General features: G+C 44.9%; 18 protein-coding genes and 1 pseudogene. 8 read left to right on the top strand and 11 right to left on the bottom strand.

Annotated features, from left to right (window positions below; translation table 11 throughout):
• Positions 1 to 60: 60 nt before the first annotated feature.
• From ACRQU7_RS02990 to ACRQU7_RS02960, 7 genes and pseudogenes are all read right to left on the bottom strand, one after another.
• Positions 61 to 1,302: a site-specific DNA-methyltransferase gene (locus ACRQU7_RS02990; protein ID WP_444643572.1), complete on the bottom strand. Its 1,242-nt coding sequence runs from the start codon at positions 1,300 to 1,302 to the stop codon at positions 61 to 63.
• Entirely contained in the window at positions 1,277 to 2,455 is a 1,179-nt protein-coding gene (metK, locus tag ACRQU7_RS02985) for a methionine adenosyltransferase (protein WP_444643570.1), read from the bottom strand. Before metK ends, ACRQU7_RS02990 begins: the two co-directional genes overlap by 26 nt.
• An 18-nt stretch (positions 2,456 to 2,473) precedes the next feature.
• On the bottom strand, positions 2,474 to 3,025 hold the full coding sequence (locus ACRQU7_RS02980) for a P27 family phage terminase small subunit (RefSeq protein WP_444643568.1): 552 nt from the start codon (positions 3,023 to 3,025) through the stop codon (positions 2,474 to 2,476).
• 95 nt (positions 3,026 to 3,120) lie between these two features.
• Positions 3,121 to 3,489: an HNH endonuclease gene (locus tag ACRQU7_RS02975; RefSeq protein ID WP_444643566.1), complete on the bottom strand. Its 369-nt coding sequence runs from the start codon at positions 3,487 to 3,489 to the stop codon at positions 3,121 to 3,123.
• 119 nt (positions 3,490 to 3,608) lie between these two features.
• Entirely contained in the window at positions 3,609 to 4,025 is a 417-nt protein-coding gene (locus ACRQU7_RS02970; RefSeq protein ID WP_073587013.1) for a hypothetical protein, read from the bottom strand.
• Positions 4,022 to 4,249, bottom strand: coding sequence for a hypothetical protein (locus ACRQU7_RS02965; RefSeq protein WP_444643564.1), 228 nt, complete (start codon positions 4,247 to 4,249; stop codon positions 4,022 to 4,024). Before ACRQU7_RS02965 ends, ACRQU7_RS02970 begins: the two co-directional genes overlap by 4 nt.
• 45 nt (positions 4,250 to 4,294) lie before the next feature.
• Positions 4,295 to 4,795: pseudogene (locus tag ACRQU7_RS02960) on the bottom strand (helicase-related protein); the annotation flags it as partial.
• Here ACRQU7_RS02960 and ACRQU7_RS02955 point away from each other — a divergent pair.
• The 6 genes from ACRQU7_RS02955 to ACRQU7_RS02930 all read left to right on the top strand — a co-directional run bounded on the left by ACRQU7_RS02955 (position 4,760) and on the right by ACRQU7_RS02930 (position 12,071).
• Entirely contained in the window at positions 4,760 to 5,746 is a 987-nt protein-coding gene (locus tag ACRQU7_RS02955) for a DUF2800 domain-containing protein (RefSeq protein ID WP_444643562.1), read from the top strand. The pseudogene ACRQU7_RS02960 and the gene ACRQU7_RS02955 overlap by 36 nt on opposite strands.
• A gap of 14 nt (positions 5,747 to 5,760) precedes the next feature.
• Positions 5,761 to 6,324, top strand: coding sequence for a DUF2815 family protein (locus ACRQU7_RS02950; protein ID WP_444643560.1), 564 nt, complete (start codon positions 5,761 to 5,763; stop codon positions 6,322 to 6,324).
• 70 nt (positions 6,325 to 6,394) lie between these two features.
• Positions 6,395 to 6,547: a hypothetical protein gene (locus tag ACRQU7_RS02945; protein ID WP_444643558.1), complete on the top strand. Its 153-nt coding sequence runs from the start codon at positions 6,395 to 6,397 to the stop codon at positions 6,545 to 6,547.
• Between the two features lie 65 nt (positions 6,548 to 6,612).
• Positions 6,613 to 8,595: a DNA polymerase gene (locus tag ACRQU7_RS02940; protein WP_444645491.1), complete on the top strand. Its 1,983-nt coding sequence runs from the start codon at positions 6,613 to 6,615 to the stop codon at positions 8,593 to 8,595.
• 84 nt (positions 8,596 to 8,679) lie between these two features.
• Positions 8,680 to 10,731 (top strand): DNA methyltransferase, encoded by a 2,052-nt coding sequence (locus ACRQU7_RS02935; protein WP_444643556.1) that lies wholly within the window; start codon positions 8,680 to 8,682, stop codon positions 10,729 to 10,731.
• Positions 10,728 to 12,071, top strand: coding sequence for a DNA methyltransferase (locus tag ACRQU7_RS02930; RefSeq protein ID WP_444643554.1), 1,344 nt, complete (start codon positions 10,728 to 10,730; stop codon positions 12,069 to 12,071). The genes ACRQU7_RS02935 and ACRQU7_RS02930 overlap by 4 nt, the downstream gene beginning before the upstream one ends.
• A gap of 37 nt (positions 12,072 to 12,108) precedes the next feature.
• Here ACRQU7_RS02930 and ACRQU7_RS02925 read toward each other — a convergent pair whose 3' ends face one another.
• The 3 genes from ACRQU7_RS02925 to ACRQU7_RS02915 are packed head-to-tail and all read right to left on the bottom strand — an operon-like array spanning position 12,109 to position 16,588.
• Positions 12,109 to 14,943 (bottom strand): DEAD/DEAH box helicase family protein, encoded by a 2,835-nt coding sequence (locus ACRQU7_RS02925; protein WP_444643549.1) that lies wholly within the window; start codon positions 14,941 to 14,943, stop codon positions 12,109 to 12,111.
• A complete protein-coding gene (locus ACRQU7_RS02920) occupies positions 14,933 to 16,186 on the bottom strand; it encodes an ImmA/IrrE family metallo-endopeptidase (protein ID WP_444643547.1) in 1,254 nt (417 codons plus the stop codon). The genes ACRQU7_RS02925 and ACRQU7_RS02920 overlap by 11 nt, the downstream gene beginning before the upstream one ends.
• A gap of 12 nt (positions 16,187 to 16,198) precedes the next feature.
• Positions 16,199 to 16,588, bottom strand: coding sequence for a helix-turn-helix domain-containing protein (locus ACRQU7_RS02915; protein ID WP_444643545.1), 390 nt, complete (start codon positions 16,586 to 16,588; stop codon positions 16,199 to 16,201).
• A gap of 731 nt (positions 16,589 to 17,319) precedes the next feature.
• On the opposite strand from ACRQU7_RS02915, the gene ACRQU7_RS02910 reads away from it, so the two are divergent.
• A complete protein-coding gene (locus tag ACRQU7_RS02910; RefSeq protein WP_444643543.1) occupies positions 17,320 to 17,907 on the top strand; it encodes an RNA polymerase sigma factor in 588 nt (195 codons plus the stop codon).
• A gap of 254 nt (positions 17,908 to 18,161) precedes the next feature.
• Here ACRQU7_RS02910 and rlmD read toward each other — a convergent pair whose 3' ends face one another.
• Positions 18,162 to 19,529 (bottom strand): 23S rRNA (uracil(1939)-C(5))-methyltransferase RlmD, encoded by a 1,368-nt coding sequence (rlmD, locus tag ACRQU7_RS02905; protein ID WP_444643541.1) that lies wholly within the window; start codon positions 19,527 to 19,529, stop codon positions 18,162 to 18,164.
• A gap of 466 nt (positions 19,530 to 19,995) precedes the next feature.
• Here rlmD and ACRQU7_RS02900 point away from each other — a divergent pair, with 466 nt between their 5' ends.
• On the top strand, positions 19,996 to 21,378 hold the full coding sequence (locus tag ACRQU7_RS02900; RefSeq protein ID WP_444643539.1) for a TrpB-like pyridoxal phosphate-dependent enzyme: 1,383 nt from the start codon (positions 19,996 to 19,998) through the stop codon (positions 21,376 to 21,378).
• Positions 21,379 to 21,390: the final 12 nt, after the last annotated feature.

The raw sequence follows: 21,390 nt of genomic DNA, 5'->3' as shown, positions 1-21,390 counted from the left end.
AGCATATTTCTGTAGGGAAACTGTTCCGATTGATCGGCGGTATAAAGTATGGATTGGAGTTTACTCCTCAGCATTTACTTCCTGCAGATCACAATACTTATACTCGGTACCATCTCTCAAAAGAAATACACCTTCTGCGTTTCCGGCTTGCTCGATATACCTTTTTACAATCACGTCGCAGTACTTTTCATCCAGTTCAATGGTGTAGCAGATACGATCTGTCTGATCGCATGCAATAAGAGTACTTCCCGAACCACCGAAAGGATCGAGCACGATGCAGTTGGTCAGGCTTGAGTTAAGAATCGGGTATGCTACCAGTGCCACAGGCTTCATGGTGGGATGGTCACCACTCTTCTTCGGCTTCTCAAATTCCCAGATGGTGGTCTGCTTACGATCGGCATACCAGTTGTGCTTTCCAGACTTCTTCCATCCGAAAAGAACAGGCTCATGCTGCCATTGATAAGGTGAGCGGCCGAGAACAAGAGACTGCTTTTTCCAGATGCAAGTACCGGAAAGGTAGAAACCTGCTTCCAAGAATGCTTTTCTGAAATTTAGACCTTCAGTATCTGCATGGAACACATAAATAGAAGCATCCTTAGCCATTGCCACTTCGGTGTTCTTAAACGCCTCAAGCAGAAAAATGTAGAATGCTTCATTTCCCATATTATCGTTTTTGATTTTACCTGCCGAACCTTCATAGTTGACGTTGTACGGAGGGTCGGTTACAACAAGATTTGCGAGTTTCCCATCCATCAGTAGTGTAAAAGTGTCAGCCTTAGTGGAGTCACCGCAGACGAGCCTGTGCTGCCCGAGCTTCCAGACATCGCCTTGCTTGGTGAGTGCAGGCTTTTGTAGTTCAGCATCCACATCGAAGTCATCATCATGAATACCGTCCTTGAGCGAATCCTTAAACAACGCATCAAGTTCAGCAGGCTCAAAGCCTGTGAGGGACACGTCAAAATCCGCGCCCTGCAAATCTGCAATGATGAGAGCCAACTTATCCTTATCCCAATCACCGCTGATTTTATTGAGGGCGATGTTGAGGGCCTTTTCTTTTTCCTCATCCATCTCAATAACCACACACTCGACTTCGGTGATGCCCATATCAAGCAGCACCTTCAAACGCTGGTGGCCACCGACAACATGAGATGTGGTCTTATTCCATATAACAGGTTCTACATAACCGAACTGCTCGATGGAGCGTTTCAGCTTTTCGTATTCCGGGTCACCGGGTTTCAAGTCTTTACGAGGATTGTAGTCGGCTGGAATCAATAGCTCAGTTTTCAGTTTTTCTATCTGCATACTTCTCAGCCGCCTTTCTTAAATTTGTGTACATGTTTACATCCTCCCACGGGAACAGACAGGAATTGAAATGACCATAAACCGCCGTATCGGAGTAGATGGAATTACGCAACCTTAGTTTTTCGATGATTGCAGCTGGTCGGAGGTTAAACACATCCTGCACAATATTGGCAAGCTGCTCATCGATGAGTTTGCTAGTACCAAAGGAAGTAACGTCGACAGCCACAGGGTTTGCCTTACCAATGGCATAAGAAAGAGCGACCTCGCATTTCTCTGCAAGACCGCTCCATACGATGTTCTTAGCAATGTATCTCGCCATATATGCGCCGCTTCGGTCAACCTTGGTCGGGTCTTTGCCGCAAAGGGCACCGCCACCGTGGGATGCAAGGCCGCCATAAGTATCAACCATGATTTTTCTGCCGGTTAAACCTGTATCAGCAGCGGGACCGCCTTCAACAAATCTCCCGGAGGGGTTAATAAGAATTTCGGTATCATCATCAAACGGAAAATCCTCAAAGCACTGCCAAAGTACATTGCTCCGGATATCCGATTTCAATTCTTCCTGAGTCTTGCTCTTATCATGCTGGGCTGAAACTACAATGGCTTTCACACGCTTGGGCTTGCCATCCTCATATTCCACAGTAACCTGTGCTTTGCCGTCAGGCAGAATACCCTTAATGAGTTTTCCTTTGCGGCAGTTGTCAATGCGTTTTACAATGCGATGGGAAAGCACCAGTGGGAGGGGCAGGTTCTCACGGGTTTCATTGGTTGCGTAACCATAAACCGTGCCTTGGTCACCGGCTCCTACAGAACCGTATGGGTCATTGATACCATTTCTTGCTTCAAGCGCATTATCTACACCCGCCGCAATGTCTGCACTTTGCTGGTGTACAAAAATAAATACTGTGAACTTCCACGGATTGTATCCGACCTCACGAAGTACATTTTTTACGATGAAGCGTATGTCTACTTTACCGCTGCAGGTGATTTCGCCCGCCACGATAATTTTACCTTTGGTCGCCATGACCTCACAGGCCACACGAGAAGCTTTGTCTTTACGAAGACAAGCATCCAAAATATTGTCAGCAATGAGATCACAGAGTTTATCCGGATGTCCCATGCAGACACTTTCCGCTGTTTTATAAGTAATCATATTTTTCTCCTATCTGATTTATTTTCCTCGCCTTGCCTTGAGCAGACGTTCCATTACATCGTCCTGCGGGCTAGCGCCACTGTATTCACCTGTACAGTTTTCTTTGACAATCTGGAAAATCTCCACCCACAGCCGATTGGTTTGGTTCATGTAATTCTGACCCATTGCCACATAAGGACTTTGAATAGCATTACCCGTAGTTGGGTGCTTTGCTAAAAAGCCATATTCAGTGACAGCTTCCTCACATTGAATCCAACGAGCCACGCTCATGGCGTAGCGTTCCAACAACTGCGGCGATACGAGAACAGCACATCCGCGTTCGTTCAGCCACTGCCATGTATTTCTGTAGATTTCTCCTGCAACCAGTGCCTTGCCGTCTTTTTGTATAGCTTCGAGCATTTTATTTGGCTCGGGCATTTCAAGTCCTGTGAGGTCTGCCGTATCCTTAAATTCCATCACCGTCAGTTTTCTACCTCCTGGATTGCCTTCGGCGATTTTGTCAGCCAGGGGCTTCTTTTTCGCACCTGCACCTACACGAGCGCCGCCTCGATTTGTACCGTCTTTCGCCATATTTTCACCTCACTTCGCAGGGTTGGGGCTATTCCCTCGTTTGAAACCGCGTTTTTTAACACGAAGCCCCACGCCGCTGTCCGCTTTAAAAAGTTTTAGAGATTTGACCGCCCCCACCGGTCACCGCTCTCAGCAGTTATTCTGGAGTGGCAGGATTTACAAAGGGCCATGAGATTGCTCTTCTCGTTGCCACCGCCTTTGGAAAGCGGAAGGATGTGGTGTACCTCTTCGGCAGGAGTGAGCTTACCTTGCTTGTCACATTCCTCACAGATAGGATGCGACTTGATGTAGCGGTCACGGATACGCTTCCAAGCACGACCATATCGTTTGTTGGAAGCAGGGTCACGTTCGTACTGGTTGTAATGTTTGTCCATTGCTTTTTGATGTTCGGCACAGTATTGCTCACGTTCAGCAAGCCGACCGCAGCCGGGGTAAGCACAAGGACGCTTAGGTTTGTAGGGCATTGGGTCACCTCACTTTCAGGGCATAACAAAAGCCACCGCAGATCTCTCCACGATGGCCTTTGAATTCTATTTCTCTATTGTAATAGTAACACATGAACCACACTGACAAACAGTGACATTCACTGACTTGTTTCAGGAAGTTTAATCAGTGAGGTGGCAACATCGTGCAGTCGATAAACGTGGCGCACATTATAACCCAGGTCCACTGCAATTTGTTCCCACGATTTAAAGCATAGGTATCTTAGCTCCAGGAGTGTCTGGCACTCCAAACTGTCCACCGCTTTTATGACTCCTATTATTTCACCCTTTAAATCCACAAGGCGATCAATGTCTCTGTTGATTTCGTTCTGAAGATCAATGATTTTACAAATAGCGTCCGCCATCATAGATGTACCATGATTCGGATTACGTGGCATCCCTGTTAGCGTGGTCGTGCATTTGGTTGCCAGATCATTCAACGAAGCAACCTGCTCCAGCTTGCTGTTGATACGCTGGTCCAAACGATAGGCTTGGGACAGATATTCTTTAGCAGTCATAGGCAAGCCACCTCCAGTTTTTCTCGTATCTTGCGCATTAAGAGGGTACCGTCTAGATCAGTCAACATCTGATACCAGTTGGAACAGAAGAAGCGCTCAATAGATTTAACTTCAGCTTTGTAGTCATTTTTCTCTGGGTGACGGTCCAAACGCTGCAAGGCTTCCCGGTAATCCTTGACTGCCTGTACTATAATCGCATTCGCTAAACTTTCATATGGTTCCATATCGCACCTCCAAGTTTTTGTTTCTCGGATTGGCACGGATTGTCTCTATTTGACTCTCATTTGCAGATCAGCTTTGACAGCTTCGATAAGCGCCGATTGGCTTTTGTCCTTTAAGGAAAGAGCCCTCAAGATACGCTCATCAATAGTGCCTTTGGTAACGATGTGCTGCACCACAACCGTTTCAGCTGTTTGGCCCTGACGCCAGAGCCTAGCATTTGTCTGTTGATATAACTCTAATGACCAGGTAAGACCGAACCACACAATACAAGAGCCACCAGCTTGAAGATTTAAGCCATGTCCTGCAGATGCCGGATGAATTAAACCGACTGGTATTTCCTTGTTGTTCCACCTTCTAATACTTTCAGCGGTATCCAGCTTAGAAAATGGAACCTTTATGTTATGAAGCTTTTCTACGATTCTTTCGTAGTCGTGCTTATACCAATAGGCCACAAGTATCGGCTTTCCGGCAGCTGCTTCAATAATATCCTCCAATGCATCCAATTTCTGATTATGAATGACCTGGGCTTCACCGCTATCGTTATAAATACAAAGGACCCGACCGAATCTTTAAGCTTCTACGATGAGGAAATGAACAGCCACGCTGAATACTACGCAGCCTTTGTAATTGAACAGCTTGAGAAAGCAAGAGAAACCTGTGCTGATCCTCAGATACTTATTGAGCAGAAACTCGACTTCTCGAAATATGTCCCAGAAGGCTATGGCCATGTTGACTGTTTGATTATATCAGACGGCACTCTTACCGTAATTGACTACAAATACGGACTTGGAATCAAGGTATCAGCGGAAAGAAATCCACAAATGTTCTGCTATGCACTTGGAGGCTTGGCTCTTTTCGATGGCATTTACGACATCGACAATATCCACTTGATCATCTATCAGCCTCGTAGGAAAAACATTAGCGAATACAGCATCTCTAAGAGCGAACTAATCAAGTGGGCTGAGGAAGTATTGGCTCCTACTGCACAGCTTGCTATCAAGGGCGAGGGCGAATACAAGGCTGGCGAGCACTGCCAGTTCTGTAAGGCTAAAGCAACCTGCAGGAAGCGTGCTGAATACAATCTGGAGCTCGCAAAGTACGACTTTGAGGTACCTGCCACTCTCGATAACGATGAAATCGCAGCAATCCTTACAAAAGCAGATGAGCTGGTATCTTGGGCCAATGATGTCAAGGAATATGCTCTGAAGGAAGCTCTGAACGGTACCAAGTTTGAAGGCTTTAGGTTAGTCGCCGGTCGTTCCAACAGAAAGTTCACCGATGAAGCTGCGGTAGCTGATGTTGTTATTGCAGCCGGTAAAGACCCGTATGAGAAGAAACTGCTCGGCATCACAGCCATGACAGCACTTCTCGGCAAGAAAACATTTGAAGATATTCTCGGTGGGCTAACCTTTAAGCCGCCTGGGAAACCGGTCCTTGTTACCGCTGATGACAAAAGACCTGTATACAACTCAGCATTTGAAGATTTTGATGAAAATTAAGGAGGAAATAAATCATGACAAAGACAGTTAATCCGTTAAAAGTAGTTACTGGCCCTGATACCCGTTGGAGCTATGTGAATGCATGGGAGCCTAAATCCATAAATGGTGGCACCCCTAAGTACAGTGTATCTCTCATTATTCCTAAGTCCGACACGAAGACCATCGAAAAGATCAAAGCCGCAATAGAAGCAGCTTATCACGAAGGCGAAAGCAAACTCAAAGGTAATGGTCGTACTGTACCTCCTCTTGCAGCCCTTAAGACTCCTCTTCGCGATGGCGATGTAGAACGTCCGGATGATCCCGCTTATGCAAACGCCTACTTTATGAATGCCAACAACAGCTCTGCGCCTGGCATCGTAGATGCAGACCGTCAGCCTATCATCGAGCGTTCTGAGATTTATTCCGGTGTTTATGGTCGTGCCAGTGTAAATTTTTACGCATTCAACACCAATGGAAATAAGGGTATCGCTTGTTCCCTTAATAACCTTCAGAAGATCCGTGATGGTGAGCATCTTGGCGGTAAGTCTAATGCCGAAGACGACTTCGCTACTGAGGATGATGAAGACTTCCTTTCCTAAACAGTAACTGACAATCCGGGTGGTAGGAAAACCTGCCACCTTAGACAATCAAAGAAATGAGGTAAATCATATGGAAACTATTCTTGTTATTGAACTTATTACTTTATACGGCGTGTTTATCATCGGAGCCCTATTCTGGGTCGTAACTGAAATTAATGACGCCATCAAAAAGCACAAGAAAGAAAAAGCAAAGAAAAACTTTGATCCACTTGAAAAGTTTTAATTGCTTGGGCGGTGGCACTCCTGCTGCCGCCCTTATTCTTTTGAAAGGAGGATGTTATGGAAGATATAAAAACACTTTCTCTTGACCTTGAAACTTACTCGGATGTGGACCTTGGTAAGTGTGGCGTCTATCGCTATGCAGAATCTCCGAGCTTTGAAGTCCTCCTGTTTGGTTACGCAATTAATGGCGGTGAGGTACACGTTATTGACCTCGCCTTGGGTGAGAAAATCCCAGAAGATATATTAAATGCATTAGCCGATGATTGTATAACTAAATGGGCCTTTAATGCTTCATTCGAACGTGTCTGTTTATCATATTGGCTTCGTAAGCACTACCCGGATAAGTTTAGCAGCTATAGCATTCCTGAAGACACTGTTGGAGGTTACCTTGATCCATCTTCTTGGCGCTGCAGCATGATATGGTCTGCTTATATGGGCTTACCACTTTCACTTGAAGGTGTAGGCGCAGTTCTTAAACTCGGTGAACAGAAGTTAAAAGAAGGCAAAGATCTAATCAAATATTTCTGCGTTCCATGCAAACCCACCAAAGTAAATGGTGGCCGTACTCGTAACCTGCCTGCACATGATATGGAAAAATGGTCCTTATTTAAAAAATACAATATCCGAGATGTTGAGGCGGAACAGGCAGTTAAGAAGCGACTAGAAAGCTATCCAGTACCTGAGTTTATATGGGATGAATACCATCTGGATCAAGAAATTAATGACAGAGGCATCCTGCTTGATATGGGCATCGTTAAAAATGCCATCATCTTTGATGAGAAATCCAAAGAAGAACTTACTGCTGCAATGAAGGAGCTTACCAACCTCGATAACCCAAACAGCGTTGTCCAGGTAAAACAGTGGCTTTCTGATAATGGTGTTGAGACCGAGTCGCTTGGCAAAAAGAATGTCGCAGCACTTATAAAGACTTCGCCGGAGGATCAACGGGACGTACTTCTACTTCGTCAGCAGCTTGCAAAAAGTAGCGTTAAAAAGTATCAGGCCATGCAGAACACCGTCTGCTTAGATGGAAGGGCTCGCGGCATGTTCCAATATTATGGTGCTTCACGTTCGGGTCGCTGGGCAGGCAGGCATATACAATTGCAGAACCTTCCTCAGAACCATATCCCTGATTTGGAAGATGCACGATACCTTGTTAAGCTCGGAGATTATGATGCTGTAAAACTTCTTTATGAAGATGTGCCGGATACACTTTCTCAGCTTATCCGAACCTCTTTTATTCCAAGGTCAGGATACAAATATATTGTGTGCGACTTTAGTGCTATCGAGGCTAGGGTTCTGTCCTTCTTAGCCGGGGAGCAATGGAGATTAGATGTCTTTGAAAGCAATGGTGATATCTACTGCGCTTCCGCTTCTGCTATGTTCCATGTACCGGTTGAGAAGCATGGTCTAAATAGCCACCTCCGGCAAAAAGGGAAAGTCGCAGAATTAGCACTTGGATACGGCGGCAGTGTTGGAGCTCTTAAGGCTATGGGAGCATTGGAAATGGGCCTTACTGAAGAAGAATTGCAGCCGCTGGTTGATTCTTGGAGAGCGTCAAACCCAAAGATCACAAAGCTGTGGTGGGATGTTGACAGAAATGTTAAAGAAGCAGTTCGTTTAAGAACACATACCAAAACACATGGCATTAATTTCTGCTACCAGAAGGGTATGCTTTTTATTGAGCTTCCTTCCGGCAGGAGGCTGTCCTATGTAAAGCCTAAAATCGAACAGAACCAGTTCGGTGGTGAGTCTGTCACCTACGAGGGAACCGGCAACACTAAGAAGTGGGAACGAATCGAAAGTTATGGGCCGAAGTTTACGGAAAATGTTGTCCAGGCAATCAGCAGGGATATCTTGGCCTACGCTATGAAGACACTTTGCCATTACTTTATCTGCGGTCACGTCCATGACGAGCTAATTATTGAATGCAGCATAGATGTTTCCCTTAAAGAAGTTTGTGAGCAGATGGGAAGAACGCCACCCTGGATGAAAGGCTTAGCGCTTAGAGCCGATGGCTATGAGACAATGTTTTATAAGAAAGATTAAAATATTAACTAGCCTGTTAAGAACGATATTTGTTGCTATTATTCGCGATTGGGTATATAATAACCAGGAAAGGTGGTGGCCAATATGGGATACATGTCTGCTAAAACGGCATCAGAACTCTGGGGACTAACTAAAAGACGCGTGCTTGTCCTTTGCAAAGAAGGACGTGTTCCTGGCGCAGAATTAGTTGGGTCAACTTGGGTAATCCCGGACGATGCTATTAAGCCGGAAGATGGCCGATCTCTTCGCTACCAGACAGAAAGGAAAACTATCATGGAGATCTTACCATTAAAAATATCAATAAAAGCCGAACGCCACACCGCTCAATACCAAATGCATAAGTATTTTGCAAGGAGGCCTTATAACGTTTTTAGGCATATAATCAAACACTACACCAATAAAGGAGACATTATACTCGATTGCTTTTGCGGTGGTGGTGTTACAATCTTTGAATCCGCTGCGCTCGGCAGAAAGCCCATAGGTATCGATATCAATCCTCTGGCTACTTTCATAACTCGCATGCAGATGTTCAATGGTGAAATTGGAGAACTCAAAGATTTTTACCGACGTTTTTTGCTCACATTAGAAAAGAAGTATGCAGATTGGTACACTGTAAAATTCGACGATGACCAAGGAATCGCTTTATGGATCGAATGGGTCTATACAGTAAAATGTCCTGAGTGTGGTTCTATCATTGAGCTTCTCGAGATTAATAAAGCTACAAATGGCGTTTATTATTGTCCAAATAAAAAATGTACTGGACACAAAAATGGAGTCAAGCGCGTGTTGTGTGCTCCGGAAAGTAGCCGTCCAGTTCGCGTGAATTATAAATCTTCGAAAACAAAGAAAACCCGCATACGCGAGCTTACAATGGATAATCTTCCAACGCTTGAGAAGTACAATTTTGAACACATCATCGAGACGCTTCCTTATAAACCAGAATTTAAAATCCCCGATGATTGGGACCGTCAATACGAGGATAAGCTTCAAGAAAAAGGAGTAATTAGGTATAGCGATTTTTTTACGGATCGCAACTATACTCTTAACTGCTTGATTTTTAATGAAATCATGCAACTCAAAGGCAAAACAGGTTCACAACTTAACGAGTATATTTACTTCCTTTTCAGCTCATCTCTTCGTTATACAAATAAAATGACAAGAGTTACTGATAATTGGGAAGGCGGGAAGCCAACCGCTATGGATAAACATGCTTTTTGGCTCCCTAATCAATATGTTGAAACTAACATACTGGACGTACTATCGCAAAGAGCAAAGGCGATAATACGGGGCTGTGAATATTCTGCAAATAACATCCCTACTGATGTAGTCGAAGTAAATAATTTTGAGGACATGAAGCTGCATAACAGCTATATGGTTCTAAATCAAAGTGCTTCTGACATTCCTATCCCTGATGAATCGGTCGATGTAATTATCACTGATCCTCCTTACGGTAGTAATGTCCAATACGCAGAACTGTCCACTATATGGAATGCTTGGTATGCAATTTATAACAAACTTGATAGCTTTATCTACAAAGATGAGGAAGCTGTTGTAAACAGGAAGAGCAATTTTGAGGGTTCTAAGACGGTAGACGATTATGAGGAACTCCTATATGGAGTTTATTTAGAAGGTGCGAGAACATTAAAGCCGGGTGGCTACCTTGTTTTCACTTTTAACAACAAAAATATAAAGGTTTGGGTAGCTATGCTCAAGGCAGTTGCGAGGGCTGGGTTCTACTTGCCCGAAGACGGTATTTTGTTTCAAGATTATATTGAAGCCTATAAAAATACTGCTCACCTGCGCTTTTCGGGTAACATTCAAGGTGACTTCATATATTCATTCAGAAAAGGAACCACAGAAATTGACGTCGATGGTTCTAAAGGGTTTTCAGTCATTATTAGGGAGTCAATTGATGAAACTATAAAGAAGCTATTTAGACGTCGAAAATCATACAGTACACCTGAACTTTATCAAAAGGTACTAACAAATATGACCAATAAATTGATGCAATATATTCTTTGGTGCATGACTTCCGGCACAGAAATAGAGGATATTTCTTCATTCTCTAATGACTATCTGGAGAATCAACTTAAGGAAACCCTTGTGTGCGAGGACGGGATCTGGAGGAAAGGGTGATTTATATAAAAGAACTTCTAAAAACCACAAAAATATATAATTCTGAAGAATTGCAGTCTTTTCTGCTTTCTTTAGAATCTAAGTACAAAATAGAAACAGCACAGGAGAAATACCACAATCTAGTTAACTTCTCCACTAATGCGACCGTACCTTATCATCAATGGTTTAAGTATAGAGAAGGTTTTGCAAGTGAACTAATTACGGAGCTAATCAATATGTCAGGGGCCAAAAAGGATGAATACATAATTGATCCATTCTGCGGTTCTGGAACGACAAACGTTGTAGCTGTCTTAAATGGTTTTAACTCAATAGGCCTCGATGTAAATCCAATGTCCGCATTCATTACAGATGCAAAAATCGCTCATTATGCAGATGTAGATATCAAGCAAGTTCTTTCGCTACTTGATGAGGCCCTCTCTTCTCAGGAAACTGTCACAAAGGCAGGATATGAAGATGTACGAAAATATTTTAAACCAGGACACTTCAATGAACTTGTGCGGATAAAGACATACATCGATACTATTTCTGAGTCTAAAGCAAAAGCCATCTTGTTTGCAGCGTATCTTTCCATTATTATGGAATGTTCAGAAAGAAAGCGCGACGGAAACGGATTAAAAGTTCAGGCCTCGAAGGTCGACAGTGTTGCTCAGTTCTTTAGTGACAAGGTCAACCTAATCATCGAGGATGTAAAGATTATCCAGCCATTCCCTGGCACAAAAGGATTAGGGCTTTATGGTACTGCCTATAATCTTTATGATGAATTTTTGAAATATGGTCCGGACATTAAGGCTGGTGCAATTATCTTCTCGCCACCATATGCAAATTCATTTGATTACTTTGAGTCCTACAAACTTGAACTCGTAATGGGCGATTTTGCCAACGGGATGAACGGCATCAATGAATTAAGAAAACATGCTGTCCGATCCTTTATAGGAGGAGAGACCCAAGATACTTGTGATAAATATGTAGACTTAATTGCAAAAGAAATCGAAGATGCTATCCCAGAAAAGGAAAAAGAAACTGGCAAGAAAGACACGCGAACTCGAAAAGTTCCTAATATGATCAGAGCATACTTCTCTGATATGCATGAGATAATACGACAATGTTCTCTTTGTCTAGAATCCGGAAAAAAGACCTACATCGTTGTTGGCCAGTCTGCCTATGTGGGAAAGATTGTACCTACCGATTTACTACTTGCTTACTTTGGCGAGCAGGAAAACTTCCGAGTTGGAAGGATCATAGAATGCCGCAAAGCCAGGACTTCCACGCAGCAGCTTAACAAATATCCATTCCTGAAAACTACGTTGAGGGAAAGTATTATTGAACTTATTAAAAATTAAAAAATGCGGAGGGCCATCAAAGCTCTCCGCATTTTTATTAATATGCTTTGTATTGAGTATAGTTTCGTCTCAGCGAGTCAAGAGGACACGATTCGATCTCGGATGATTTATTAAGCTCCTCTTCAATCAAGTCCGCTCCATTTGGAAAAAGAGCTATAACATCCTTTGGTGAATTGGCATCAAAAATTTCATCCCACGACAGAAGGTGTTTCTTGATGTAGTTGAACTGGTTATACACTGTTGTCCTTGAAGTCCAAATATCTTCGAAGGTAAGCGTTGTGTCAAACTTGGAGTTCAGGGAATCCAAGACGATACGCTTATTTGCTTCATTCAGAATATCTATATTGGGATATGTGTCCCTTAAATATTGAACTCTTTCAATGGCATCTTCTTCTCCTCTTGTTCCAAAGTGCCTACCGATATAAAGTGAATAAACAAATTCAAATTTAGTGATATGACCAAGCTTTGCAATAACGCGAAGCGCCATCCTGTAAGGAAATTTCGGAATGCGTGTTATCGCATCAAGCTCATAGTATTTGAGCATTTGTTCTCTGAAAATATCAATGTACAAATCTCTGTATTCAAACATGGCTTTGCCTATGTCCGTTACATAGAACTTTAAGTCTCTTTCTTCGAGGGCACCTATTTTAACGCAATGAGAAACATTGTTGTGATCGATAGTAATGGACTCCCGAGGCAAACCAATGGCAAAGTTAGCATACTTCTCTAATGTAGGAATGACAAGATTATTATAGTACGCATCTACTGTATAGTCACCAACAGTCCTGAAAGTTCTCTTAGTACCAGATGTTCTTGAGGCACGAGTTACAATAAACTCCTTAGCAATGTTACTAGGATCTTTATTTACCTCTGCGATGCGTAGGCTAAGGCTTTCTGAGAAATCATCAATGTTAAGCTGTTCAGAAAGCTCAACAATAATAGGCGCATCAGGGTCCGTGCCACCCTTTCCTTTACCCTTGGCTGCACGCAGGTTTAATTTATCGATATAGTCCGCAAGAATGCGGTCCTGGTCGCGCAATGCCTGGATTACAGAATGAAGGGTGCTAAACTCCTTCGGGTCAATATCCTCGAACTTGGCTACACTATCAGAGATAACCATCGGGATGATGATGTAAGACACCTTGTCCGGCTTGTTTTTATCCTTCCTCAAAGAACGACCAACAGCCTGAATAATATCGACGATGGAATTCTTAGGTTCCGCAAAATAGACAGCATCAATAATCGGAACATCAACACCTTCGGTCAAACAGCGGGCATTAGAAATAACACCATAAGGAGCTTTGATAAAAGCATCAAATATTTCCTTGCGAGCCCCCGCAGACATAGTACCATTAATGTGACCGGTATATACATCAGCAAACTCGATGTCTTCTGAAATATCAGAAACAACTTCAGAAATTGGTGCGCCATTTGTCGGGTTTATGAATTCTTTTGCCATCTCAATATTACGGTGATAAGAGATTACTTTATTAATGCCAATATCGTCCATTGTCTTTGCGAGAAGCACCTGCTTGAATAATGTTTGCGCATCAACCTGATGATCCCCCAAGCTAATAATCTGGTTGTCCTGTATGATTTTCTTTAGCTCACTCTCATTCATGCAGCAGAGAACAATCTTATAATCACTTATAATGCCTTGATCAATAGCGTCCCGAAAAGGAAGTGCAGTAAACGTTGTACCATACTGCTCAATGTTATCCATTGAGAACACCTCGTAGTTTAGCTGCTTCGCTCGGCCAACAATATGAGGATTTACAAATCTCTCTGTTGCCGTCATATACAAACGTTTTTTGCAAGGAATAAACTCATCGTTCATACCATAAACGAACATTTGAGAATCTTTATTTCCTGCAGTTCTGTGCGCTTCATCAAAGAAGGCAATATCAAATGAAAAACCAGCACAACTTTGAAGAGCAAGCACAACAGCATCAAGGGACTGATAGGTCGAGAAAATAACTTTATCTTTTTCAGTCGGATGATCTATAAAGCTCTTAATTTTATCATAATCAGTTGTAACTGGAACATCTATATACGAGATGTCTGCAACGAAATCATCCTCGTTACCCATTTGAGCTACCGTTTCATCACTGCAAACACATAAATAGCTAAAAGGCTTTGACGCTTGAGGCATCCAGGATTCCAAGGTCTGTTTAATAAGAGCAAGGTTAGGTGCTACAAATAAGACGACATGACAATCGAGACTTTCTTTAATCCAAAGGGCTGTCAAAGTCTTACCTGTACCACATGCCGCAAGGAGCTTACCTCTGTCAGCATTTAAGAACCCATCCAATACCTCATCGATCATCTTATCTTGGTGAGGAAGCGGCTCATACTTTTGTTTCTTACTTGTGGTATCTCCAGTGTTAGCAAAGTTATACAACCACGAAAAAAAGTCCACATCTAATGCTGTAAGGCTATCCCTAAGGATCATAAACTGGTCCTTTTTCTTGTAGGATTGTTTAGGTAATGTATAACAGTTGGCAAAGATACATCTTTCTGTGGTATGCTCAGATTCAGCCCAGAACGAAGTAAGATCATCGTATGAAGGTGCTTCCTGGGCATTACGGAACTTAACTTGATAGGCTACCGATGAACCATCTTCTTTAATAATAAGCCCATCTACCCCACTGTCCTTCTTTTCCAATTTGAATTTAACCTTATACTCGTCGGGGATGTCTGGCCCCATGAAAAGTTCTTTTACTTGATAAATGTCCTTGAAGTAGGTGAAATAAGCAAAGGCGAACTGTTCAAAAGCATCACCTTTTTCTTTCATTATTTCAATTGCCTCGATGTCCTGTTCAACTTCATCCCAGCAGGTAAACTGCTTTTTGAAAATCTTATTAAACGTCATACATAAAACCTCCATTTTCTATATTTATCGATATTACATCCATCCCGCAATACCTAAGCATTGACTCCCGTATGTACGCTTCAGGAAGTTCATCAATGTTCGCATACACTACAAGATCACCATACTCGACGGTTGCCACCGAGTCTTTAAGTATTATGTAAAGATTAACGTTTTCCTTCGGTAAAATCCGATGAACCCAGAAATGCCAATCAACGGAGACAGGCACTCCATCAATATGTTTATAAAAAAGGTCCTGCTCAATATCTGCATTGTAGTTATCTACCCGCCATTCAGTAATAACGCCACTGCTATAGTATGTAGTCACTTCGCCACAATAGGGGCAATAACGAGCAAATCCCGGAAGCAGCCATTTATGCTCCGGATTTGTACATTTATTATACAATGATTGCCCGCAATTTGGACACTCTACCCTGCCGCCTCTTAAGACGGCATTTTTACATTTTGGGCAATATAGTAATCTCCCATTATGCGTCTGTGGTGGTGAGCCATACAACTTAGGGTGATCGTAAAGGCTCCTATGAATTTTCTCCCCGCATACCTGGCAGTGGTTCTCATTACCGCTTAATGCTACGCCACACAAAGGACAAGTATTTTTTCTGACCCTCTTCAAGTAACTAGCTGAGTAAATAAATTTATGGAACTTTCTCAAAACAGCATTTTTATCAGCTTCGCTTACATTTAAGTCAAGATTGATGTCGCTCACCGTAATATCTGCAGCAGACTCTGAAATGTCGCAGACTGTTTGAATGTATTGTGCTTCAAACAAATCAATGTCGCGCAAAACCGGTGTTGGCGCAAGAACTTCCGCGGCAAACATCTCGGCCTCACGTTCCAACGTATGGTACTCAGAGCTTCTCTCAATACTGAAGGAATCCGGTTGTTCATAATCAGTTAGATGATTAAGAACAATGTGCCCAAGTTCATGGGCTTTCGTAAACCTAATTTTTTGAGGTATTCTACCTTGCGTCTTGTACAAAGTTATGAACTTATCTGCGTAATAACAAGTAAGCGCTTCTGCTGAGTCGTTCTGCCAAAACTCTATAGGAATTGACATTCCCACTTGTTGTTCAGCAGTTTCAGCTGGCATTAGTAGCCAGCCGTTGTCTTCAAATAGACTATCAACGTCAATAGGTAACTCATCCTGCTTAGAAGCTAACATAAAAGTTCGAGCTGCTTTTTTGACAAAGTTCCGTCTTGGTTTATCCGGAACTGGTTTTAACATAGTACCTCCTAACTATTTTTCGTTTTCGCTTTTTTGTTCCTGCGTTTTTAACAGGGTATCTAAGAAGATTGCCATCTGGTCCATTGTTTCCTTTGGCGCATCTTTAGCTCGATACAGTACTTTAATTAGGTCACCCGATTTTGAAAGTCCCGCCAATAGCTCAGAACTACTATCTTTGGCTGAAGACACAAGATCCTCTGGATTGTCTGTTTTCTGTAATAAATCAGACGAAGTCAAACCAAAGGCAGTGGCAATCTTCTCAACAGTATCGAGTGAAGGGTTCTTTGTACCATTCTCCAAATCACTCAATGTCGTTTTAGAAAGGCCTGTGTTCTGCGCTAATTCACGTAGTGACATATTACTCTGCTTGCGCAAGGACTTAACTTTCTCTCCTATATTCATTGTTCAGTCCTCCTTTTGTATATATTATAACCGCTTTGTCCGCAAAAGTAAACCCTTTTATAAATTTATTTCAACTATTGCGGACAAATCGAACCAGTATTATTGACACTTGTCCGCTAATATGGTACAATTAGGTAAAATAAATGGAAAGGAGATCCAAAATGGCTTACGTTGATATTCGATGCCAGGAACCCAAATGCGACCATGGCAAAAAACATTGCTGTTTTGGCGAACTGGATACAAGTCATCTAGCTGGTGGACGGATTGTTGAACGTCACAAGTGTAAAGCAAACGGCAAAAAGCTCATTTATATTAAGATTCCATCTGGCAACAAGTATTTGAGGCCACCTTCGACCACAACTTAATAGCTCTTTACTCGCAGGAAAGCCACGTTGATGCGCTATGCTGCAGATTATGACCATTTCTTGGTCTTATCTGTACAAAGCATCGACGTGGCTTTTTGTATTAATTTTTCTGAAATCATCCGGGTAGCTCCCGTTTGATATAAAGGTCCGCCAAGACCTTAAACTAGCAGAACATCTTAAGTCCTGAAGGGCGCGCGACTTTAGGCGAGGATACATACTGATTCTTCAACACTTAATAAAAGTTGTTGAAAAGAAGTAAGGTCCCCGTCCGATTTGTTACGCCCTTTTTGCTTAACATTTCGCCGCCCTTATAAGTGTTGTCTCCTCGCCATGTTCAAACCCCAGGCAGATGACGGAGACAAACACATGTCAAAGAATAACAAAAAACAGCAGTACCTTATCCCTATGGAAGTAACACCAGAGACAATCAGAGATTTCGGCATAAAAAAAGAAGATGTGGTACCCGCAAAAATCGGAAACAAAATAGTATCAGCTATAATGATCCCTACAGATGACGAAGAACTTTATCTTACTTACATGCGTCCCATTTGGGCAGAAATGAAACGTGAAGAACGCAGTCGCCGTTGCATTGTGAGCGATGGCAAGGGAAGGCTCAAACGCTGCGAAATGGACTGTAAGGTCTGCAAGAAGATGAAGGATGGAGCTCCGCTTTCGCTTGAATCTTTCTTCGAGGAAACAGAGCTTGAATTCGAGGACCCAGCTGCTAATCAGTGCGAAATAATCCTAACAGCTATTCTCTTTGAAGATCTTCTTGAAAACCTTCGCAAGAAGGCTCCAGAGCTAGCACCAATCTTTGAAATGCTTTATGACGGAAAGTCACAGCGTACCATCGCAAACCTTATTAATAAGCCACAGTCATCGGTTAACGATATGATCAAGCGTATGAGAACAATTCTACAACAACATATTAGCAGGGATGATTTAGCAAAATAACATAAATAGGCAGTAGTTCTGTAATAGGGCTACTGCCTTTCACTATGTTCATTAAACAACAGTTCTCTAGTTTCAACCCTATGCCAAAACAGTAGTTCCCTTGTCTCGCAGGATAAAAAGCAGTTCTATAGCCTCAACCCAACAATGCTTTTTACTCCGGGCTACTGTTGAAAGATAAAAAAATAAGGTTTCCATCAATCGGTGATTGTTACCGAAAGTCTGGAAACCTTTGATTTCAAGCTATTTACAGCCTATTATTTATCTTTGCGTGACATCAACACGACCGTCTCCACATGCGCAGTTCGGGGGAACATGTCTACGGGTGTAACGGCCTTGGGCTCGTAGCCCTTCTGCGCGAAGAGCTTCAGGTCACGCGCAAGGGTGGCGGGGTCGCAGGAAACATAGACGACGCGCTGCGGTGCCATGGCGGCGACGGTATCGATCAGGGAAGCGTCACAGCCCTTGCGCGGGGGATCGAGGACCACCACGTCGGGGCGGGTCCCGCGGTTTTTCAGCATCGACGCGGCTTTCGCGGCGTCCGCACAAAGGAACTCCGCGTTGGTGATTCCGTTCAGCTCCGCGTTCTTTTTCGCGTCCTCCACCGCCTGCTCAATGATCTCCACACCGACGACATGCGCGGCGTTTTTCGCCATGGAAAGGCCGATGGTGCCGGTCCCGCAGTAAAGGTCCAGCAAAGTTTCCTTCCCGGTCAGGCCGGCATATTCGCCCGCAAGCGTATAGAGCCGCTCCGCCTGGTCACGGTTGACCTGATAAAACGACATGGGAGAAATATGGAAATGCAGACCACAGAGCGTATCCGTAATAAAATCGCTGCCCCAGACGGTACGGCATTTCTGTCCCAGGACCACATTCGTGCGTTCCCGGTTCACATTGATGATGACGCTTTTTAGGCCCGGCACCTTTTTCCTCAGCATTTCCGCCAGCTCCGGTTCAAAGTGCACCCCGTTGCCGTTGACGACCACACAGACCATCACTTCCCCTGTCGCGCCCGCGCGGCGCAGGTACAGGTGCCTCAGCCTTCCCTTGCCGGTTTCCTCGTCATAAATATCCTCTCCGCTCTGGCGCGCCCACTCCTGAAAAGCCTCCATGGCGGCGGTAAACTCATCCGGCTGCAAAAGGCACTCCGAACAATGGATGATGCGGTGGCTGTGGCTGGCGAAAAAGCCCATCCGCACCTCGTTCCCCGGGCCGCGCCCGATGGGAAGCTGCGTTTTGTTGCGGTAACGGTCAGGGTTTTCCGCGCCGACAATCGGCCGGATTTCCAGCCCATGAAAGCCGCCGATGCGCTCGAGGGCGTCCCGCACGCGCTGCTGCTTCGCCTCCAGCTCCGCCTGATAGCTGATATGGCGGTACACGCAGCCCCCGCACTGCGCAAACTGGGCGCAGTCAAGCGGAACCCGATCCTTTGAAGCGGTCACGATTTTATCGATACGGCCAAACGCATAGGTTTTTGCCGTTTTCAGTATTTTTACGCGAAGCCTGTCCCCCGCCGCCGCGAGCGGCACAAACACCGCAATGTCCCGATAGCGGCCGACGCCGTTTCCCTCCGCGGTATAGCCCGTTATTTCCATATCCACAATTTCGTTCTTTTTAATATCCATGTTCTCCCCCGTAAAATCGAATGGATTCCGCCACCCTTATTCATCCCATTATTTTAGCATTATACCCTCACAAATACAATACCGGCAAAAATCCGCGGAATTTTGAAACAATGCTTGACAAGGCGCAGATACCCGAATATAATAGTGCAAAAGATACGAAACCGATGAGTAAGAGTAGTAAACAGGCAAAGCGCCGGAAGAGAGCCGCAGGCGGTGTGATTGCGGTACGGCAGGGCCTGCCGAATGGACTTACGAGGGCAGCGCGAAAGGAAACAAGTAGCCGCTGACGGGAACTCCGCCCGTTACCAAGGGAGCGCGCATGCTGGTGCGCGGAAAAAGAGGCGCTTTCGCGCAATCTGGGTGGTACCGCAGGAGCAATCGCTCTTGTCCCTAAGTTTTAGGGGCAAGAGCGATTTTTTATACTCTTTTTCGTCCATACTATTTTTGATCTGAAAGGAGAATCATCATGAAAAACATCCCGCACAGAATGATCTTATCCGAGGAGCAGATGCCCACGCAATGGTACAATCTTCGCGCGGACATGAAATCCCTGCCGGACCCGATGCTGAACCCCGGCACCTTAAAGTCCATCCGCACCGAGGAGCTTTACCCCATTTTCTGCGAGGATCTGGCAAAGCAGGAAATGGACAGCACCACCCCCTATATCGATATTCCGGAAGAGATTCTGGATGTTTACAGGGCGTACCGTCCCTCCCCGCTCAACAGGGCCTATGCGCTTGAAAAATATCTGGATACGCCGGCGAAAATCTATTATAAATTTGAGGGCGGCAACACCTCCGGCAGCCATAAGCTCAATTCCGCCGTGGCCCAGGTTTACTACGCGAAGAAGCAGGGTCTGACCGGCCTGACGACCGAAACGGGCGCCGGCCAGTGGGGTACCGCGCTGGCGGAAGCGTGCGCCTATTTCGGAATCGATCTGGACGTCTTCATGGTAAAGGCCTCCTTTCAGCAGAAGCCGTACCGCAAGGCGATTATCCAGACCTTCGGCGCCAACGTGGTCGCCAGTCCCAGCTCCACCACTCAGGTCGGCCGAGCCATTCTTGAAATGGACCCTGATACGACCGGCAGCCTCGGCTGCGCGATCTCGGAGGCGATCGAAAAGGCTACGACGACATCCAACTGCCGCTATGTCCTGGGCTCGGTGCTGAACCAGGTGCTGCTGCACCAGTCGATCATCGGCCTGGAATCCAAAAAGGCAATGGAGCTGCTCGGCGAATACCCGGATATCGTCATCGGCTGCGCGGGCGGCGGTTCCAACCTCGGTGGGCTGATCGCGCCGTTCATGCAGGATAAGCTGCTCGGCAGAAAGAACCCGTATTTTATCGCCGTGGAGCCCGCCTCCTGCCCCTCCCTGACCCGGGGCCGCTATGCCTACGATTTCTGTGACACCGGCAAGGTCACCCCGCTGGCGAAAATGTATACGCTAGGCAGCGGCTTCATCCCCTCGCCGAACCATGCGGGCGGCCTGCGCTACCACGGCATGTCTCCGATCATCTCCAAGCTGTACCACGACGGCTACCTCGACGAGGCGCGCTCCGCGGAACAGACCAAGGTATTTGACGCCGCCGTACAGTTCGCCAAGCTGGAGACCATTCTGCCCGCCCCGGAAAGCGCGCACGCCATCCGCTGCGCGATGGACGAAGCCGTCAAATGCAGAAAGACCGGCGAGGAAAAAACCATCCTGTTCGGACTGACCGGAACCGGCTATTTCGACATGGCCGCGTACACCGCTTATCTGGAGCACACCATGACGGATTACATCCCAACGGACGCGGATCTGCAGCCCGGATTCGATTCTCTGCCGAAGATTCCCGGCGTCCAGGATTAGTCAAATAACGGT

Origin of the sequence: Caproiciproducens puteiluti (assembly GCF_052442865.1) — a bacterium.
Taxonomy (GTDB): domain Bacteria; phylum Bacillota; class Clostridia; order Oscillospirales; family Acutalibacteraceae; genus Caproiciproducens.
This window is presented reverse-complemented; position numbering and strand designations above follow the sequence as displayed.

Coding starts and splice junctions, on each gene's coding strand:
- ACRQU7_RS02910 (WP_444643543.1), top strand. CDS start 17,320: ATGTCAAAGAATAACAAAAAACAGCAGTACCTTATCCCTATGGAAGTA.
- metK (WP_444643570.1), bottom strand. CDS start 2,455: ATGATTACTTATAAAACAGCGGAAAGTGTCTGCATGGGACATCCGGAT.
- ACRQU7_RS02990 (WP_444643572.1), bottom strand. CDS start 1,302: ATGCAGATAGAAAAACTGAAAACTGAGCTATTGATTCCAGCCGACTAC.
- ACRQU7_RS02945 (WP_444643558.1), top strand. CDS start 6,395: ATGGAAACTATTCTTGTTATTGAACTTATTACTTTATACGGCGTGTTT.
- ACRQU7_RS02920 (WP_444643547.1), bottom strand. CDS start 16,186: ATGTTAAAACCAGTTCCGGATAAACCAAGACGGAACTTTGTCAAAAAA.
- ACRQU7_RS02955 (WP_444643562.1), top strand. CDS start 4,760: ATGAATGACCTGGGCTTCACCGCTATCGTTATAAATACAAAGGACCCG.
- ACRQU7_RS02970 (WP_073587013.1), bottom strand. CDS start 4,025: ATGACTGCTAAAGAATATCTGTCCCAAGCCTATCGTTTGGACCAGCGT.
- ACRQU7_RS02925 (WP_444643549.1), bottom strand. CDS start 14,943: ATGACGTTTAATAAGATTTTCAAAAAGCAGTTTACCTGCTGGGATGAA.
- ACRQU7_RS02950 (WP_444643560.1), top strand. CDS start 5,761: ATGACAAAGACAGTTAATCCGTTAAAAGTAGTTACTGGCCCTGATACC.
- ACRQU7_RS02900 (WP_444643539.1), top strand. CDS start 19,996: ATGAAAAACATCCCGCACAGAATGATCTTATCCGAGGAGCAGATGCCC.
- ACRQU7_RS02935 (WP_444643556.1), top strand. CDS start 8,680: ATGGGATACATGTCTGCTAAAACGGCATCAGAACTCTGGGGACTAACT.
- rlmD (WP_444643541.1), bottom strand. CDS start 19,529: ATGGATATTAAAAAGAACGAAATTGTGGATATGGAAATAACGGGCTAT.
- ACRQU7_RS02980 (WP_444643568.1), bottom strand. CDS start 3,025: ATGGCGAAAGACGGTACAAATCGAGGCGGCGCTCGTGTAGGTGCAGGT.
- ACRQU7_RS02975 (WP_444643566.1), bottom strand. CDS start 3,489: ATGCCCTACAAACCTAAGCGTCCTTGTGCTTACCCCGGCTGCGGTCGG.
- ACRQU7_RS02965 (WP_444643564.1), bottom strand. CDS start 4,249: ATGGAACCATATGAAAGTTTAGCGAATGCGATTATAGTACAGGCAGTC.
- ACRQU7_RS02915 (WP_444643545.1), bottom strand. CDS start 16,588: ATGAATATAGGAGAGAAAGTTAAGTCCTTGCGCAAGCAGAGTAATATG.